General features: G+C 60.1%; 15 protein-coding genes. 13 read left to right on the top strand and 2 right to left on the bottom strand.

The window, feature by feature from the left end; all coding sequences use genetic code 11:
* Nucleotides 1-20: 20 nt before the first annotated feature.
* Complete coding sequence (locus C4J88_RS15930; protein ID WP_124407524.1) at nt 21-1265, top strand: zinc-dependent alcohol dehydrogenase; 1245 nt, start codon at nt 21-23, stop codon at nt 1263-1265.
* Nucleotides 1266-1386: 121 nt separating this feature from the next.
* Here C4J88_RS15930 and C4J88_RS15925 read toward each other — a convergent pair whose 3' ends face one another.
* Together C4J88_RS15925 and C4J88_RS15920 are read right to left on the bottom strand one after the other, a co-directional pair.
* Nucleotides 1387-1818, bottom strand: coding sequence for a hypothetical protein (locus C4J88_RS15925; RefSeq protein WP_124407523.1), 432 nt, complete (start codon nt 1816-1818; stop codon nt 1387-1389).
* A 109-nt stretch (nt 1819-1927) separates the two neighbouring features.
* The gene (locus tag C4J88_RS15920; protein WP_124367360.1) at nt 1928-2716 is read right to left on the bottom strand and encodes a helix-turn-helix domain-containing protein; all 789 of its coding nucleotides are present in this window, start codon (nt 2714-2716) and stop codon (nt 1928-1930) included.
* Nucleotides 2717-2801: 85 nt separating this feature from the next.
* On the opposite strand from C4J88_RS15920, the gene C4J88_RS15915 reads away from it, so the two are divergent.
* The 12 genes from C4J88_RS15915 to C4J88_RS15860 all read left to right on the top strand — a co-directional run bounded on the left by C4J88_RS15915 (nt 2802) and on the right by C4J88_RS15860 (nt 18219).
* Complete coding sequence (locus C4J88_RS15915; RefSeq protein ID WP_124407522.1) at nt 2802-3800, top strand: bile acid:sodium symporter family protein; 999 nt, start codon at nt 2802-2804, stop codon at nt 3798-3800.
* A 120-nt stretch (nt 3801-3920) separates the two neighbouring features.
* Nucleotides 3921-5129, top strand: a complete 1209-nt coding sequence (locus C4J88_RS15910) for an EAL domain-containing protein (RefSeq protein ID WP_256659037.1) — start codon at nt 3921-3923, stop codon at nt 5127-5129.
* A gap of 133 nt (nt 5130-5262) precedes the next feature.
* Complete coding sequence (locus C4J88_RS15905) at nt 5263-5889, top strand: response regulator transcription factor (protein ID WP_124404503.1); 627 nt, start codon at nt 5263-5265, stop codon at nt 5887-5889.
* Complete coding sequence (locus C4J88_RS15900) at nt 5889-9524, top strand: transporter substrate-binding domain-containing protein (RefSeq protein WP_124407521.1); 3636 nt, start codon at nt 5889-5891, stop codon at nt 9522-9524. The genes C4J88_RS15905 and C4J88_RS15900 overlap by 1 nt, the downstream gene beginning before the upstream one ends.
* A gap of 255 nt (nt 9525-9779) precedes the next feature.
* Nucleotides 9780-10325 (top strand): fimbrial protein, encoded by a 546-nt coding sequence (locus C4J88_RS15895; protein WP_124404501.1) that lies wholly within the window; start codon nt 9780-9782, stop codon nt 10323-10325.
* Nucleotides 10326-10386: 61 nt separating this feature from the next.
* Nucleotides 10387-11127, top strand: coding sequence for a fimbria/pilus periplasmic chaperone (locus C4J88_RS15890; protein ID WP_124407520.1), 741 nt, complete (start codon nt 10387-10389; stop codon nt 11125-11127).
* 34 nt (nt 11128-11161) lie between these two features.
* Nucleotides 11162-13759 (top strand): fimbria/pilus outer membrane usher protein, encoded by a 2598-nt coding sequence (locus C4J88_RS15885; protein WP_256659035.1) that lies wholly within the window; start codon nt 11162-11164, stop codon nt 13757-13759.
* Nucleotides 13759-14859 carry a fimbrial protein gene (locus tag C4J88_RS15880; RefSeq protein ID WP_124407519.1) on the top strand — a complete coding sequence of 367 codons (1101 nt, stop codon included), beginning with the start codon at nt 13759-13761 and terminating at the stop codon, nt 14857-14859. The genes C4J88_RS15885 and C4J88_RS15880 overlap by 1 nt, the downstream gene beginning before the upstream one ends.
* Before the next feature lie 9 nt (nt 14860-14868).
* Nucleotides 14869-16086, top strand: coding sequence for an EAL domain-containing protein (locus C4J88_RS15875; protein WP_164487721.1), 1218 nt, complete (start codon nt 14869-14871; stop codon nt 16084-16086).
* A complete protein-coding gene (locus C4J88_RS15870) occupies nt 16083-16484 on the top strand; it encodes a response regulator (RefSeq protein WP_124407518.1) in 402 nt (133 codons plus the stop codon). The genes C4J88_RS15875 and C4J88_RS15870 overlap by 4 nt, the downstream gene beginning before the upstream one ends.
* A 134-nt stretch (nt 16485-16618) precedes the next feature.
* The gene (locus tag C4J88_RS15865; RefSeq protein WP_305955136.1) at nt 16619-16912 is read left to right on the top strand and encodes a type 1 fimbrial protein; all 294 of its coding nucleotides are present in this window, start codon (nt 16619-16621) and stop codon (nt 16910-16912) included.
* Nucleotides 16913-17034: 122 nt separating this feature from the next.
* Nucleotides 17035-18219: a sugar transporter gene (locus C4J88_RS15860; protein WP_124407517.1), complete on the top strand. Its 1185-nt coding sequence runs from the start codon at nt 17035-17037 to the stop codon at nt 18217-18219.
* The last annotated feature ends 287 nt before the right edge of the window (nt 18220-18506 follow it).

Raw genomic sequence — 18506 nt, 5'->3', positions numbered from 1 at the left:
CAACCACAGGAGTGCAGAGCATGCGCGCGATGACCTACCAAGGCGCCCACAAAGTCCAGGTCGATACGGTACCTGACCCGATTATTGAACAGCCCGACGACATCATTTTGCGCGTCACCGCCACGGCGATCTGCGGTTCGGATTTGCACCTGTACCGAGGCAAAATTCCGACCGTGGAGCATGGTGATATCTTCGGGCACGAGTTCATGGGCATCGTCGAAGAAGCCGGCCCGGCCGTGACGGCGGTGCAACGGGGTGACCGCGTGGTGATCCCCTTCGTGATTGCCTGTGGCGACTGTTTTTTCTGCCAGCTGCAGCAATACGCAGCCTGCGAAACCACCAACGACGGGCGCGGTGCGATCCTGAATAAAAAGGCGATCCCGCCGGGGGCCGCGCTGTTCGGCTATAGCCGCCTGTATGGCGGCATTCCCGGCGGCCAGGCCGAGCTGGTGCGTGTGCCAAAGGCCAACGCCGGGCCGTTCAAGGTGCCCGGTGTGCTGGCGGATGAAAAGGTGTTGTTCCTTTCCGACATCCTGCCCACCGCCTGGCAGGCGGTGACCAACGCCGGTATCGGCAAAGGCTCGAGCGTGGCGATCTATGGTGCTGGCCCGGTGGGCTTGCTCAGCGCAGCGTGCGCGCAGATGCTCGGCGCCGAACAGATTTTCATGGTCGACGATCATCCCTATCGATTGGCCTACGCGCAAAAGATGTACGGCGTGATCCCGATCAACTTCGAAGAGGATGACGACCCCGCCGACACCATCATCCGCCAGACCGCCGGCATGCGCGGTGTCGATGGCGTAGTGGATGCGGTGGGTTTCGAAGCCAAGGGCAGTACCACCGAAACGATCCTCACCACCTTGAAGATCGAAGGCAGCAGCGGCAAGGCCCTGCGCCAATGCATCGCCGCCGTGCGCCGCGGTGGCGTGGTCAGCGTGGCCGGGGTGTATGCCGGCTTTATCCACGGCTTCATGTTTGGCGACGCGTTCGACAAGGGCCTGACCTTCAAGATGGGCCAGACCCACGTGCAGCGCTTCCTGCCGGAGCTGCTGGAGCATATCGAACTGGGCCACCTGAACCCGGAAGCGATCATCACCCACCGGCTGTCGTTGGAACAGGCGGCACGCGGCTATGAGCTGTTCGATAAGTGCGAGGAGGAGTGCCGCAAGGTGATTCTGGTGCCGGGGAGCAGCGATCGGCCGCTGACCGAGCCGCTGGAAGAACTGACGCCTGAGACCCGCATGCAAGGCGTTCCCGGCTTTTAACCTGCCGAATGCACAACCCATGTGGGAGGGGGCTTGCTCCCGATAGCGGTGGGCCAGCTAAGTAATAGGTAGCTGACACACCGCCATCGGGGGCAAGCCCCCTCCCACATTTAATGTGAACTCAAGTCATAGCCTGTGGCTGAATGTGCAATTGGTCATCCAGGTCCTTGACCAACCCGCTGGCCAGCAGCAGTGGCGCCACGCGCTTATGCAACTGTGGCTCGACGAATTCCTTGACGGTATCGAGCACCAGCACACCGCTGAGCGGCAACTCCGCCTTGGTGTAGGACAACCAGGCTTTCTTCAACACCATCAACACATCACTGCCCGCCGTGGAGGCGAAGCGGCGGTGCGTGGGCTTGCCGTCGAAATTGAAGGTGTGCTGAAACGCGTAACCGGTCTCATCGCCGCCGCTGGCGCTGCAGCGGATGCAGGTGCACGGGCCGTCGCCGAAAGCGCTGCGCAGGTAGGCGTTGAAGTCCACCACGGGCTTGAGTGACAGGCGCTTATCAACCTCGAACAGGTCCCCGGTCATTTTTTCGTCAGTGTTCAACGTCCATTTCCTCGCAAGTCGGTAGCGGTCTTTCAAAGCGCGGCACAATACCAGCCGAGCGCGTGTTTGGGGATTATTTGAACGTGGCGCTTGGTTAACTGGACAACGCTCAGCGGAAAAATTCACCGGGCGTGGCCTCGAACTGCTGGCGAAACGCGTTGATAAACGCCGAAGTCGATTCATAACCACAGCCCAACGCCACATCCGTCACCCGTTCACCTTGCTCCAGGGCGGGCAGGGCGCTCAACAGTCGCAGGCGTTGGCGCCACGCGCGAAACGTCAGCCCTGTGTCGCGCACAAACAAACGGCTGAGGGTCTTTTCGCTCACCCCCAGCTTGCGGCTCCACTCGCCCAGGGTGGTCTGCTGTTCCGGATGCAGGTTCAGACTGCGGTAAATCTGGCGCAGGCGCGGGTCATGGGGCAAGGGCAGCATCAAATCCACATGGGGCGCTGCAGCGAGCTGGTCCAACACCACTTGGGCCAGGCGGCCGTCGGGGCCATCCTCGGCATATTCCACGGGCAGTTCGCTGAAGCTGCGTATCAATTCGCGCAACAAATTGCTCACCGCCAGCACTTGGCAGCGCTCGGCTGCCCAGGCGGTCACGCGGCAATCGAGGTAAAGGCTGCGCATTTCCGTATGGGGCGAGCTATAAACGCGATGGGGCATGCCCGCCGGAATCCACACCGCACGTTGCGGTGGCGCAACGAAGCGGCCGGCGCTGGTCTGGATCTCCAGCACCCCGGAAATCGCATACGACAATTGCACCCAAGGATGGCTGTGTCGCCGCGTCAGCGCGCGGTTGGGCAAGGATTCGGTGCGCCCATACACCGGGCGTGGCAGGCTGGACAGCCCGGGTACGCTGCGGCGGACGGTTTTTTCGTGTCCTTTAGGCGGCATTTACTGGCTCATTGGCGTTAGTCGGTAACAGGTCGTTACGTTAGAGTCGCCAGGATGCTCTTAGCAACCCCTGGAAGATTTGCTTATGACCCGTCCACGTTTCCTGCCCGACAACTTCACCCTGACGCTGATCGCCACGGTGATCCTCGCTTCCTTGCTGCCGGCCAGCGGCCAGACCGCCGTGGCCTTCGGCTGGGTCACGAACCTCGCCATCGCGCTGCTGTTTTTCCTCCACGGTGCCAAGCTGTCACGCCAAGCCATCGTCGCCGGGGCCGGACACTGGCGTCTGCACCTGCTGGTGTTCAGCCTGACCTTCGTGCTGTTTCCACTGCTCGGCCTGGCGCTCAAGCCGCTGCTGTCACCGCTGATCGGCAACGAGCTGTACATGGGCATGCTTTATCTCTGCGCGCTGCCGGCCACCGTGCAATCGGCGATTGCCTTCACCTCCCTGGCGCGCGGCAACATCCCGGCGGCGATCTGCAGCGCGGCGGCCTCGAGCCTGTTCGGGATCTTCTTGACGCCGTTGCTGGTGACCCTGCTGCTTGATGTGCACGGCGATGGCGGCTCCACCGTCGACGCGATCCTGAAGATCAGCGTGCAGTTGTTGCTGCCGTTCGTCGCCGGCCAAATCGCCCGGCGCTGGATCGGCGACTGGGTGGGCCGCAATAAAAACTGGCTCAAATTCGTCGACCAGGGCTCGATCTTGCTGGTGGTGTACGGCGCCTTCAGCGAAGCGGTCAACGAAGGCATCTGGCACCAGATTCCGCTGTGGGAACTGGGCGGGCTGGTGGTGGCGTGCTGCGTGTTGCTGGCCCTGGTGCTGGTGGCCTCCGCGCTGCTGGGCAAGGCGTTCGGCTTTAACCAGGAAGACCGCATCACCATCCTGTTCTGCGGTTCGAAGAAAAGCCTGGCCACCGGCGTGCCCATGGCCCAGGTGCTGTTCGCCGGGGCGACCATGGGCGTGCTGATCCTGCCGCTGATGCTGTTTCACCAGATCCAGCTGATGGTGTGCGCGGCGTTGGCCCAGCGCTATGCGAATCGACCGGAAAGCATTCCTGAGTTGATGAGGCAGGTGGATCCGTGAGTCAGCTTTACGCATAGCGCTGGGAAATTTCCTACAAGCTGGTGGGACGCTTCCCTTACTGATTCAAATGGCTTCCCGCCACTATGACCGCCTTCGCTTCTGCCAGGTGGTTGATTAAAAATGGCCCATCCCCGCGTACTGGTTCTGGAAAGCCAACGATTTCAACGCAGCGTGCTGATCAAGATGCTTGATCGGCTGGGCTTGCAGGAGATACGCCAGGCCAGTAATGCCAAACACGCCATGGCGCAGCTGCACGCGTGCGGGGGCGTTGATGTTGTGCTCTGTGATCTGGCCGACAGGAGCCTGGACTGCCTGGAGTTCCTGCGCTGCGCCAGGCAGGCAGGGCTGGTACAGGCGGTAGCTTTATGCAGCGAGCTGCGCCCGGAGCTGCGACGCGCACTCGCCCAAATGCGTTCTCTCTCGGGCCTGCAGATGCTTGGCGTGTTGAGCCAACCCCTTCAATTGCGTGCCCTGCGCCATTTACTGCACTGTTATTGGCGACGGCGCCTGCCGCCGGTGCGCCTACCAGTACCCAGGGCGTTGCCCAGTGAGCAGGAGATCCATCAGGGCCTGGCGCTGGGGGAGTTTCGCGCCTGGTACCAGCCCAAATTCATGCTAGGTACCGGGCAACTGGCCGGTGTGGAAGCGTTGGTGCGCTGGGAGCATCCCACCAGGGGTGTGTTGTTGCCCGCGCAGTTTCTGGCGGCTGTGCTGGCTTACGACCTGATCGACCCGATGTTCAAGCAACTTCTGGAGCAAGGTCTTAACCTTCTCGGCATGCTGCGCCGTCAACAGATCCAGCTCGAACTGGCCTTCAACCTGCATGCCTCGCAATTGCTCGACGACCAATTGCTGCTGCATATCCAGCAGGCCTTGTTCCGCCACGGGTTTCCCGGCACCACGTTGCTGTTCGAGTTGGCGGAAAACGGCTTGCTGGATCTCTCACCGCGCCTTCAGGAAAACTTGTTGCGCCTGCGTCTGTTGGGCTGCAGCCTGTCCATCGATGACTTCGGCACGGGCTTTTCATCGCTCAAACTGCTTTGCCAGCTTCCATTCAATCAACTCAAGCTCGACGGTGCGTTCGTTCGTCATGTCGACGAACCTCACAGTCGGGCCATGGTTGCCAGCACCCTGGCACTCGCGCGTTCGCTGGACATGAGCCTGGTGATCGAGGGAATCGGCACCCAACGCAGTCATGAAGGTGTGCTGGCCCTGGGCTGCGAGATCGGTCAGGGGTTTTACCTGGCGCGGCCGATGGCAGGGTATCGACTGCTGCCGTGGCTTGAAGCGCACTTTGCCAGCCAGCGTACGCAAAGCGATTTCTCCTGATATCCCGAGATACTTCCTACACTTGAACCACGCTCGTGTAGTTTGAACGGCGTATCACCGAACAGCGGTCCCACAGTTTACGCGACGGACATATGTGTCATCGGCTTCGCCGGTGTGTCTTCCAGAGGTAGTTATGTTTAAAGCGCTAGTTGTGGACGATCATCCGTTCATTCGCTCATCGGTCAAAATGCTGTTGAAGCAGGAGCATTTTGACGTTGTGGCCGAAGCGGACAATGGGGCGGACGCGGTGCAGATGGCGCGTGAATTCGAGCCGGATCTGATCGTGCTGGATATTGCCATGCCGAAGCTGGATGGGCTGGAGGTGATCGCGCGTATCTGCGCGCTGGGCCTCAAGTGCAAGATCCTGGTACTGACCTCGCAGTCTCCGCTGTTCTATTCAATGCGCTGCATGAAGGCGGGTGCCGCCGGCTATCTCTCCAAGACCAACGATCTGGATGAATTGAACAAGGCCATCAAGGCGGTGATGGGGGGCTATACCTTCTTCCCGAACCTGGCAGGCAGCTCAGTGCGTCGCAGCGATAGCGAAGTCACCGATCTGGAGTTGATCCAAAGCCTTTCCGATCGTGAACTGACGATCCTGCAACGCTTGTCCCAGGGCCTGAGCAACAAAGAAATCGGCGATTCGATGCTGCTCAGTAACAAGACCATCAGCACTTACAAAACGCGTTTGATCGAAAAGCTCAACGTTAAATCAGTGGTATACCTCGCTGATTTTGCCAAACGCAATAATCTGGTTTGATGAGCACTGACTTGCGTACATGGATCGCCGCAGCGGCATTGGGCATGACCCTGAACGGCACGGTGCTGGCGGAATTGCGGGCAGATACTTTCCAGGTGCTGGGACGTTCCCATGTCGATGGCTACAGTGCAGCGCTCGCCGAGGCTGACTGGAGCTGGTTGCGTGGCAAGGATGTGCTGATCCTGGGGGATTCGGCGCCGGACTATGCACCCCTGGGCATGGCCAGTAATGACCGCGATTATGAAGGCATGACGGCTGACTATGCGCAGTTGCTGAGCGAGCTGTTGCGTGTTCGGGTGCAGGTGCGCCGATTCGCCTCCCGCGCCGAGGTGATCGAGGCGCTCAAGCGTGGCGAAGTAGACTTCCTAGGGGTCGCCAATGGATATGAAGCCGCCGATGCCGGGCTGCTGTTGTCGACGGCCTATGCCGAGGACATGCCGACCCTGGTCACCCGACTGGGCGACAGCAGCGCACTGATGCCAGACCTGGCCGGCAAGAAAATCGCGATGTTGTATCACTACCTGTCACCCGAGGCCGTCAAAGCGTTTTACCCCAAGGCCACCTTGCAGTTGTTTCCCTCGACCCTGAGCGCAATTGGTGCAGTGGCCTTCGGGAACGCCGACGTGTATTTGGGCGATGCCATCAGCGCAAATTTCCTGATCAGCAAAAACTACCTCAATAACGTGCAACTGGCGGATTTTTCCCAGATCGAAGCCAGCAACTTTGCGTTTGCCGTACCGCAGACGGGCACACGCTTGCTACGCATCCTCAATACCGCATTGGCGGCGATTCCGATCAGTGAGCGTATGAATATTCTGCGCCGCTGGAGTGCCGGTGGTGCCAGCATGCCCGGGCGTGCTGTCTTGCATTTCAGTGCTGGCGAACAACGCTGGATGGGCGCGCACCCGGTATTGCGTGTCGTGGTGGACGACAGTTATCTACCGCTGTCGTTTTTCAATGAACAGGGCGAGTTCCGCGGAATCAGCGCGGACGTCCTGGCCAAGGTATCGCTGCGTACCGGCTTGAAGTTCGAAGTACGGCGCGCGTATTCGGTGGCAAATATGCTCGACAGCGTTCGTGATAACGAGGCCGACCTGCTGATCACCTTGACGCCGAGTACCGAGCGCGAGGGTTTGCTGCGTTTTACCCGGCCGTACTTGAACACCCCCTACGTGCTGGTCAGTGTCATTGATTCTTCCAGCCCGGGCACCCTGGATGACATGGCGGGCAAACGGCTGGCGGTGATCCACGGCAACCCCGTGCGCGACCTGCTCATCGAGCAATACCCCAAGGTGCAGATAGTGGATGCACGCAACGCCCAGGACGCGATGGCGCTGGTGGCCAATGGACAAGCGGAGGCTGCGATCAATTCGCTGATCATTGCTCGATACATGATTTCCCGCCAATACCGCGATCAACTGCGCATTACCAGCACCGTGGGTACGCAACTGGCTCGCACGGCGTTCGCCACCCCGCGTGGCGCCTTGGAATTGTATTCGATCCTGGAGAAAGCCCTGCTCAGCATCCCGCCTGAAGAGCTCGATGAGGTCACAAACCGGTGGCGCAGCGAAATCGCGGTAGATGACAGTTATTGGCTGCGCAACCGTACCGTGATTCTCCAGGCGTTCGCCCTGGCGGCGTTGCTGTTGCTCGCGGCCGTGGTTTGGATTGCTTACTTGCGGCGGCTGATACACACGCGCAGGCAGGCTGAAATAGCGCTCAATGACCAGTTGGAATTCATGCGTGTACTGATCGATGGCACGCCCCATCCTATTTATGTGCGTGATCGTCACGCGCGGTTGGTGCTGTGTAACAGCGGTTATCTGAGCGTCTTTGGCGTGGATCGCGAGGCTGTCATTGGTAAGACGGTGGTGGACGGCGTCCTCAGTGACCCAAAAGAGGCGGCGGCCTACCATGAAGAATATCTGCAAGCCATGGAAGATGGCATGCCCCGCGTACAGGACCGTAGCCTGACCATGGGGCCCGATCAAATGCTGACCATCTACCACTGGATGCTGCCGTACCGGGGCAGCAATGGCGAGGTCAGCGGCATGATCGGTGGCTGGATCGATATCAGCGAGCGCCAGCACCTGCTGCAAGCCTTGCGGGAAGCGAAGGAGCATGCAGACGATGCCAATCGTGCCAAGACGACGTTTCTGGCTACCATGAGCCATGAAATCCGCACGCCGATGAACGCCGTCATCGGCATGTTGGAACTGGCACAAAAAAAAGCCGATCAGGGCTATATGGACCGTGTCTCCATTGAGGTCGCCTCTGGCGCCGCTCGGGGTCTACTGGATCTGATCGGCGATATCCTCGATATCGCCCGCATCGAATCAGGCCGCCTGTCCCTGGCCCCGCAGCGAGCCAACCTGCTGGAGTTGGTGGAGTCGGTAGCGCGCATCTTCGAAGGGCTGGCGCGGCAAAAGCAACTGCGCCTGATTCTTGATCTGGACGCCAGGCTTAACCGCCAGGTACTGGTAGACCCGCTGCGGTTCAAGCAGATCGTTTCGAACCTGCTGAGCAACGCGATCAAGTTTACCGCGCAAGGCCATGTGCGTTTACAGGTCAGCGCCGAGCCAAGCCTCAACGACGAGCGTCTCGCACTGTGCCTGCGTGTAGAGGACACCGGCAGCGGCATTTCCATCGAAGACCAGCAGCGCTTGTTCCACCCATTCAGCCAGGCCTCGGACCAAGGACAGTCAGCTCGCAGTGGTTCGGGACTGGGTTTGGTGATCAGCCGTACGCTCTGCGAGATGATGGGGGGCAGCCTGAACTTGAGCAGTGAGCTGACGCAGGGTACCCAGGTAGAGGTGCGTGTCGGTCTGCCAACGCTGGTGCCGGTCGACGAACCTTCGCCTCCTCGCACATTGTCATCGGCGCCGACCCAGGCGCTCAGCGTGTTGGTGATCGACGATTACCCGGCCAATCGGTTGTTGTTATCCCAGCAATTGAGCTACCTCGGGCATCGCGTGAGCGATGCTGAAGACGGCGCCCATGGGCTGCGGGCCTGGCGTCACCAGCATTTTGATGTGGTGATTACCGATTGCAGCATGCCGATCATGAATGGCTATGAACTGGCCCGCGCCATTCGTGATGAAGAGCGTAGCAGGGGGCTTGCCCCGGCGATGATTCTCGGGTTGACCGCCAACGCTCAACCTGAGGAGAAAGACCGTTGCCTGGAGGCCGGGATGGATGACTGCCTGTTCAAGCCCATCAGCCTCAATGACCTCAACGCACGGTTGGCATCACGGGTGCCCGCCGCTGCGGTACCGGCAGAGCAGGGCGCCACTGCAACCATCGAGGGTATAGACGTGACCAGTCTTGAACAACTCAGCCGGGGTGACGCTGCTGGCGTGCGCAGCCTGCTGCAGGATCTGGCGACCAGCAATGCCCAGGATATGACCCGGTTGATCCAGTTGTTTACCCAGCATGACCTGATCGGTTTGAGCGATCTGGCACATCGCGTCAAGGGCGGTGCGAAGATTATCCAGGCGCACTGGTTGGTCGACTGCTGCGAGGTATTGGAAATAGCCTGCAAAGGCCTGAATTCCGCAGTGCTGACCGAGGCAGTGGATGCTTTGCAGCAAGCCATGGAAGGGCTGGAGCAACGCCTGGATGCCTATCTGGGCTGAAGAACGTGCCAGGCCGAAAAGACCGCATCCCTCGATGCGGTTTTTTTATGGACGAACCAGCTTGGGGTGGTTTTTTTGCGTGGGAAATTTCCTACGTGTCCAAGGGATCGGTACTACAGGTAGGGTGTGCTGATACGCGGAAGATGCACCTGTCGCACAAGACAGCCGTTGAGTGTGTTGCACAGTCGCTAAGGCGCCTGGCAGTCCAACCAGACTTGGCGACGGTGTTCATAACCTTCCCTTTGGAGCAGTACCATGAAAGTTCAAGCACTTACCCTCGTCGCCCTGTTCAGCGCAGCTGCTGCCCAGTTCGCCAGCGCTGCTGACGGCACCATTAACTTCAACGGTGAACTGGTCAACCAGACCTGCACCATTGCTGTGGACGGCGTGGTTACCCCGGCCGTGGCCACCGTGACACTGCCGACCATTTCTACCGGGCTGTTGACGGCGGCGGGCCAGGCCGAAGGTCGTACGGGTTTCAATATCCAACTGAGCAACTGCGTGGGCACCGCCGCTACCGCCGCTGCTTTCTTCAACTCCGGCGCCACTGTGGACCCGGTGACCGGCAATCTGAACAACATGACCGGCACTGCAACCAACGTACAACTGCAATTGGTCGATGCCCAGGGCGGCGCGGTTATTCAGGCCGGCAACACCAACCAGCTCACCCAGACTACGCGCAACACTATTGACGGTACGGGCGCAGCCAACATGCCATATGCCGTGCAATACCTGGCCACCGGCGCTACCACGCCAGGTACCGTGATCAGTTCCGTGACCTACAACGTCGACTATCAGTAAGCCGTTCGCCTATCTGCGCGCCGAGTTCAGGCGCGCCGATATTCGGCTGATGAGGTGAGTTATGTTCTGTTTTAAAAACCTACGTTGTGGCGTTTCGCTGGTGCTGGCGGCATTGGCCTGTTCCCAGGCAATGGCCGGTGTGGTGATTACCGGGACCCGCTTGGTGTACCCGGCGAGCCAGAAAGAAATCACCGTCAAGCTCAATAACAACGGTATGAAACCGGCGCTCGTACAAGCCTGGGTTGATACCGGTGATCTGCGGTCCAGCCCGACCAGTTCGAAGGCACCGTTTGTGATCTCGCCCCCCGTATCGCGAATCGATCCGAGCAAAGGGCAAAGCCTGCGCCTGATGTTTACCGGCGCACCGCTGCCGGGTAATCGGGAGTCGGTGTTCTGGCTCAACGTGCTCGAAATCCCACCCAAGGCAGCAGGTGCATCGGATCTCAATGTGCTGCAAATGGCATTTCGCTCGCGCATAAAGATTTTTTACCGTCCCGACGGCTTGCCAGGAGCGCCGGTCGATGCCCCGACCCTGCTGCAGTGGACGGTGATCAAGCAAGGCCAGGGGTATGCGTTGCAAGCGTTCAACCCGACGGCCTACCACGTTTCCCAGGTTGAGCTGGCATTGGCGAGCGGCAACCAGCGTTACGAGAGTGAAAACGGCATGGTCGGCCCCGGTGAAACCAAAGTGTTCGCCCTGCCAGCGCTCCAGTCGCCGCCGGCCGCCTCTGCTCAGGTGGAGTTCAACGCCATCAATGATTACGGCGCGCTGATGCCGATCAAGCAACCGCTCACGCCCTGACCTTCACGCGAACGCGCCTGCGCACGAGTAATTTATGACGACTTTCCAACGTCTGGGCCACGGCTGCCAGGCTTGCCCTCGCTTTGCCTTGAATTCTGTAACAGCGCTGATGTTCAAGGCCCTGGCTTTGCTGCCCGGTGTCTTGACGGCGCCATTGGCATGGGCCGAAGAGGTGCAATTCAACGATGCCTTCCTGCCGGAAGACTCGCGTAGCCTCGACCTGACCCAATACGAAAAAGGTAATCCGGTGTTGCCGGGTCAATATCGTGCGGACGTGGCGGTCAACGGCACCTTGGTCAGTCGCCAGGACATTCGCATCAATGCCGAGTCGGACGGCAGCCAGCCTGTGGTGTGCATCACCCGTGGCTTGCTTGAGCTGATCGGTGTGGACATGCACAAATTATCGGTACAGGCCACGTCCGAACTGGAAAGCGGCGCTACGTGTCTTGCGCTTGGGCAGTTGATCGAAGGGGCGACGGCGACATTTTCCCCTGCCAACCAGCAGTTGGATATCAGTCTCCCGCAGATCGCCTTGCGTCGTGATGCCCGGGGCTATGTGAGCCCCGAACTGTGGGATCGCGGCGTGACTGCTGCAACTCTGAGTTACACCTTCAATGCCAACCACAATAAAACCGATTTCGGCAATTACGACTCGGCCTACCTGGGCCTCAACGCGGGTTTGAACCTGGGTGACTGGCGCCTGCGCCATAACGGCTCGATGAACTGGCAGAAGGATACGGGCCAGGTTTACCAGACGCTCAACACCTACGCCCAACGCGATGTGACCCGCTTGAAAAGCCAATTGACCGTGGGGGAAGCGAACACCAGCGGCGAGATCTTTGACACGTTGGCCTACCGTGGTGTGCAACTGGGTACCGACGACCGCATGTTGCCGGAATCCCAACGCGGTTACGCGCCGGTTATACGGGGCATCGCCCGGACCGGGGCCAGGGTCGCGGTGCGCCAGGCCGGCAATCTGTTGTACGAAACCACGGTGGCACCGGGCGCGTTCGTGATTGACGATCTGTATTCCACCGGTTACGGCGGTGACCTTGAGGTCACCGTGTACGAAGCGGACGGCAGCGAGCAGCGCTTTGTCGTGCCTTACGCGGCGACTGCGCAACTCTTGCGCCCGGGCACATCGCGTTTCAGCGTGACGGCGGGTGAGACCCGCAGTAACTACCTCGACCGCCAGGCCAAGCTTGTGCAAGGCACCTATCAGTTGGGCCTGACCAATATTTTTACGGGTTATGGCGGTGTCCAGGGCAGTGACGATTACCGTTCCGTACTGGGCGGCCTGGCTTTCAGCACCCCGCTGGGTGCCGTGGCCGTTGACCTGACCCAGGCACAGACCCGGCTCAAGAGTGGCCAGGCCAACGGTCAGAGCGCCCGCGTGAGCTACAGCAAAAACATTCTCAGCACCGGGAGCAACTTTGCTGTAGCCGCTACTCGCTTTTCCACACAGGACTATCTGGATTTCAGTAACGCCATGCAACTGCTCGATGCCGAACGCAACGGGCTCGACACGGCGTCGTATGGGCGGCCGCGCAGTCGCTTGTCGCTGACTGCCAACCAGAGCCTTGGCGATTGGGGGCAAGTAGCCTTCAGCGGCTTCACTCAAAACTACTGGAACCAATCCGGGCGGGACGTGCAGTACCAGTTCAGCTACAACAAACAGGTGCGCCAGGTCAGTTATGGCGTCAGCGCCAATCGCAGCCGTGTGGGGCTGGGCGAAATGGACACCAGCGTGTTGTTTACAGTGAGTATGCCGCTGGAGTTTGGCAAGTCGTCCAACCAGCCACAGCTATCGGCGCGAGTCATGCGCGATACCCAAGGTCAATACAGTCAGCAAGCGACCCTCAGTGGTATCGCCGGCGAAGACCGCCAGTATCAATACAGCCTGACCGGTGGTCATGAGGGCGCCACTGGGGCCAATAGCACCTCGGTCAATGGCCAGTACATCGGGCCAAAGGCAATCGTCGGCGCCACGGTCAGTCGCGGCGAAGGCTATGACAGCCTGTCCGTGAATGCCAGCGGCAGCGTGGTCGCCCATCCTGCGGGCGTAACCTTCACGCCTTATCGCGGCGAGACCCTGGCGGTCGTCAGTGCGCCGGGGGCCGAGGGTGCCAGAGTCGTCGGATTTCCTGGCTTGAAGCTCGACGCTCGCGGTAATGCCGTGGTGCCTTATTTGCGTCCTTATGAGTTGAACGAAGTGGCGATCGACCCACTGGGCACCTCGCTGGATGTGGAACTGACCGAAACCAGCCAGCAGGTCGCGCCACGCGCCGGGGCGGTGGTGGCGCTCAAGTACGGCACCAGTAACGGCCAGGCCGTGTTGCTCAACGTGACCTTGGCCGATGGCGGTGCGCTGCCGTTTGGCGCCACGGTTGATGATGATCGTGGCGTATCGGTCGGCGTGGTCGGGCAGGGCGGCCAGCTCTATGCACGGGTCAAGGACGACGCGCGCCGGTTGTTGATCAGTTGGGGCCCGCAAGCCGGGCAGCAATGTGCCTTGGCGTTGCCGCCAGGGAAAAGTGATGGCAAACAACTGCGCCAAGTGGACGTTGTGTGCTCGGTGGTTCAATTCGATAAACGCGTTGCTTCTGTGAACAGCGCACAGGAGACATTGTGATGAAAACCATGCAACGGTTGAAAACAGGTGCGCTGGTGGCAGGGTTGTGGCTGGCGGCGGGGGCAGCGTTCGCTGACTGCAATATCAACGCCGGCTCAATGAAGATGGTGCGTACCCAACCGCTGTTGGGCGGGAATCTGACCGTGGGACGCGATGTGCCGCTGGGGGCGGAGATTTATCGGCAAACCTTCACCCCTGTCAGTGGGTTGACGGTGGGATGCTCGGCAGGCAATTACAGTATTGAGACCAGGCGTTCGTTGGCCTCCACGCCGCTGCCCCTGGCCAACTGGACCGGCACGCCTCACGGGGGGAAAGTCTATGAGACCGGGGTCAAGGGCATTGGCGTTGCATTGTGGTATTCCGGCAGCACGTTACCGTTTTCCGGGTTCGGCACCAACTGTGGCAATGGGACCGCCGGATGTAACTGGAATATCGGTCCCACGTTGGTGTTTGACATGTCGTTCATCAAGATCGGAGAGGTAAGCGCGGGCACGATCCAAGGCGCATTATTGCCAACCATGGCGCAAAGCTTCATCACCAGCAATACCGTCGAGTTTCAACAGGTCAACTTTTCCGGCAACATCAATATCGTCTCGCGCACTTGTTCGACACCGGACGTCAGTGTGCCGATGGGGACGCATTTGACCAACGAGTTCAGCGGCAGGAACACTTTTACTCCGTGGAAGGATTTTTCCATCGCGCTGAACAACTGTCCGGCCTTCAACGGCTATTACCAGGGCACTGGTCCGCGCTGGCTGAGCGACGGTACCTCGAACAACCTGGAATCGCGCAAGAACAACACTTTGCGCGTGCGCATAGACCCGACTGTGGCAGCCATCAACCCGGTGCTGGGCATCTTCAAACTTAACGCCAGTGCGGGGGGCGATGCGCCGGCTGCGACTGGCGTGGGCGTACAGATCGCCGACAGTCATGGCACCCCTTTGCCGTTGGCCACCTTGCGCGCCAGTGGCATTACTCCCCGAGCCGAGGAAGGTGCCAGTTATTCCATCCCGCTCAAGGCGCGCTACATCCAGACCGAAGACAGCATCAGCGCCGGCCCGGCAAACGCCACCGCCACGTTCACCATTGATTATTACTGAGAGCTTGCCATGACCTTTCTGCCGCTTCGGGTATTGGTGCTTGAAGACCACCTTTTCCAACGCTCCATGGCCGTCAGCCTGCTCAAGCAGTTGGGGTGTCAGGAGGTGCTGCAAGCCTCCAGCGGTAGCGAGGCCCTGGCCGTCCTGCAATGTGCAGGCTATGTGGACGTCGTGGTGTGCGATCTGCAAATGGATGGCATGGATGGGTTGGAGTTCATCCAGCGCATCAGTGCCGCCGGGCAGGTGGGCGCGATTATCGTCAGCAGTGGCTTACCTGGCGATGTGCGCCTTGCGGTGCGGCAAATGGGCGCGCTGTTGGGCGTGAACATGTTGGGCGATGTCGGTAAGCCGCTGCTGAAGGAGACGCTGCAACCGTTGCTTGAGCTCGCGTTGAGACAAGGCCCGGTTCCAGGCGAACCCGCGACGGGCCTGGATACAGCTGATGAGCAACAGATGCGTCACGCCATGGCCGATCAGCAACTGGAGGCCTATTACCAGCCCAAATTCGACTTGCAGACCGGCGCGCTTCAAGGTGTGGAAGTGCTTGCGCGGTGGAACCATCCCTTCAAAGGCGTTCTATCGCCTGCGGTATTTCTGCCGGCGATCGAGCGCGCGGGCCTGATGGACGCCTTACTATTGGCCTTGATGCGGCAGGCATTGACGCTGCAGCGGCAGGTCAAGGGGATGGGGGTGAATTTGGGCTTGGCGTTTAACCTGCAAGCCGGCCAATTAGCCGATGCGGGTTTAATCGTTTTGATCAAAGATGTCCTGGCCGACTTCCAGGCATTGGGGTTTGGCATTACGTTCGAACTCACGGAAAGCGGCCTGCTGGAAGTGCCTGCGGTTTCTCTGGAAAACCTGGTGCGCCTGCGCATGATGGGTTGTCGATTGTCCATCGATGACTTCGGTGCCGGATTTTCCTCGTTGCAGCGCCTTTGCCAGTTGCCTTTCAACGAGATCAAGCTCGACGCCGAGTTTGTGCGTGGCCTACTGCAAGAACCGCGCTGCCGGGCGGTTATCGGCAGCACCCTGGCCTTGGGAAAAACGTTGGGCATGTCAGTGGTGGTTGAAGGTATCGAAACGCTTGAACAACACCAGGCGCTGCTCCAATTGGGATGCACCTTGGGCCAGGGGTATTGGTTCGCCCGACCTATGAAAGGGGATGACTTGCTGCGCTGGTTACAGCGCAACGCACCTTCCAGTCAGTTCAACGGTGGCGACCTGTGATCAATAAAGCGCTGCGCATCATGATCGCCGACCCTCAGCACATACGTCGGCTGCGTCTGGAGCGGGATATCAATCACCAAGGCTATTACGCCATTGCGCCAGTATCGAGCCTGGAACAAATGCTGGATCTACTCGGGTATGGCGAGCGAGGCTTCGATCTGCTGTTGGTCAATGCCCAGTTGGTGATCAGGGAGCGCTTCGACCTGCACGACTTTTTGCGGGACCTACCCTCAAGGGTGCACGTACTGATCTACGACATGCCTGTATGTCGCCTTGCGATATTGAGCGCCGAGGCCCGGGAGCGCACCGTTTGCACCCCGGCGCTATGGCCTGAAGGAGGACCCGTCAGAGCGTTACTACGCAGAGCTGATCCATTGCGTCTGCCGGTGTTTTCTTAAACAAAAACAGAAATACCTCAAGTCCGTACCAAAAATGACGACTACCTTCTCAATAACCCAGAAGGAGCGTCGGTATGAACGTAAAACGTTTATCAGTGATTGCAGGATTCGTTGCCCTTTGGACAGGGACGTGCATGGCGGCATCCCAGGGCGTGATCTCGTTCAGCGGCAGCCTGGTCGATGGACCCTGTGCGACAAATGCGCGCAGTAGCGCTTCGATGGAGTTGACCGGATGTACCACTGCCAGTCATGACACGCACATCGACGTGCGCAAAGTCGCCACGGTGGCCGGCATCGACGCAGCCAGTGCGCGGCTGGTGTCGCAGGCCCGTGTCGGGCGCTATTACGACCAGCAGTATCAACTGGTCGACTCGCTCGGCATGCCGATTCAATCCGGCGCTTATGTGATCACCCTGACGTCGCCCTGAACCTTCACGCGATAACCGGGCAGGATCGGCGCCAACAGCACCGCAGGAAACCTATAGAATGCTCAACGGCCCCGCGTGTCCTGCGCGGCCGTTTGATCACTGTCAGAGTACCTCGCCCGTCAATGAGCCTTTCAGCCGCAACCCCTCAAGCCAATTGGCAACCGGTCATCGCCCTGGCGCTGGCCGCGTTTGTGTTCAATACCACCGAATTCGTGCCGGTCGGCCTGCTCAGCGCCATCGGCGCCAGCTTTGATATGCCCGTGGCCAGCGTCGGCCTGATGCTCACTATTTACGCGTGGATCGTGTCGCTGACATCGTTGCCGGTGATGCTGCTCACGCGTAACGTCGAGCGGCGCAAGTTGCTGATCGTGTTGTTTGGCTTGTTTATCGCCAGTCATATCCTGTCCAGCGTGGCGACCAGCTTCGGCCTGCTGATGGTCAGCCGCATCGGTATCGCCCTGGCCCATGCATTGTTCTGGTCGATCACCGCGTCCCTGGCGGTGCGCCTGGCACCGGTGGGCAAGCAGGTGCAAGCCCTTGGCCTGCTCGCCACCGGCACCTCCCTGGCGATGGTGCTGGGCATTCCCCTTGGCCGCCTGCTCGGCGAAGCCATGGGCTGGCGCACCACCTTCCTGGTGATCGCCGCGTTTGCGGCCGCACTGGTGTTCTGGTTGGCGCGCACCTTGCCGCCGCTGCCGAGCCAGAACTCAGGCTCCCTGCGCAGCCTGCCGTTGCTGTTCAAGCGCCCGGCATTGGTGGCGCTCTACGTGCTGACCGCGATGACCGTCACCGCACAATTCACCGCCTACAGCTACATCGAACCCTTCGTCGAAGGTGTCGCCGGCCTGGGCGGCAGCGCGGTCACCCTGATCCTGCTGGTGTTCGGCGGCGCCGGCATCATCGGCTCGCTGCTGTTCAGCCTGGTGCATCGGTTCAATCCGCACGTGTTCGTGATCAGCTGCGTGTTCCTGCTCGCGGCCTGCCTGGCGCTGATGCTGCCGTTGAGCGGCGGCCAATCCTACCTGGTGGTGCTGAGCGTGTTCTGGGGCATGGCGATCATGGGCTTCGGCCTGGCGATGCAGTCCAAGGTACTGGTGCTCGCGCCGGACGCCACGGACGTGGCGATGGCGATGTTTTCCGGCATCTACAACATCGGCATCGGCGGCGGCGCGCTGATGGGCAGCTGGGTCGGCAGCCACTTCGGCTTCGCCTGGATCGGTGCGGCGGGCGGATTGCTGGCGGCGCTGGGGTTGATAGGGTATTGCCTGGCGATTCGACGGTTTGGGACGGGTGTGGTGCAGAGCTGAACGGGAAAAATAGAGGGCGGCCCTGGGGCTAATGCCAGTCAGTCAAGGCTTTTTGTAGGAGCGAGGCGGGCGGCTAGCCCTTGCTCGCGAAAAACGTCAACGATAACGCGTGCTTCCTGAGTAAACGCGGTGCCTGTGAGTTTTTCGCGAGCAAGCTCGCTCCTACAGACGGTGGTGTACGCTTAACTGACTGGCATTAGGGCAAGCCCCCTCCCACACAAAACCGGACAATTCCTACAGGGTTCATCGATGTCCATTGCTACCGTCACGCGGGACCGCCCACCCCC

Source organism: Pseudomonas sp. R4-39-08, from assembly GCF_003852275.1.
Taxonomy (GTDB): domain Bacteria; phylum Pseudomonadota; class Gammaproteobacteria; order Pseudomonadales; family Pseudomonadaceae; genus Aquipseudomonas.
Note: the sequence above shows the minus strand (reverse complement) of the source record. Positions and strands in the feature narration are given on the sequence as shown.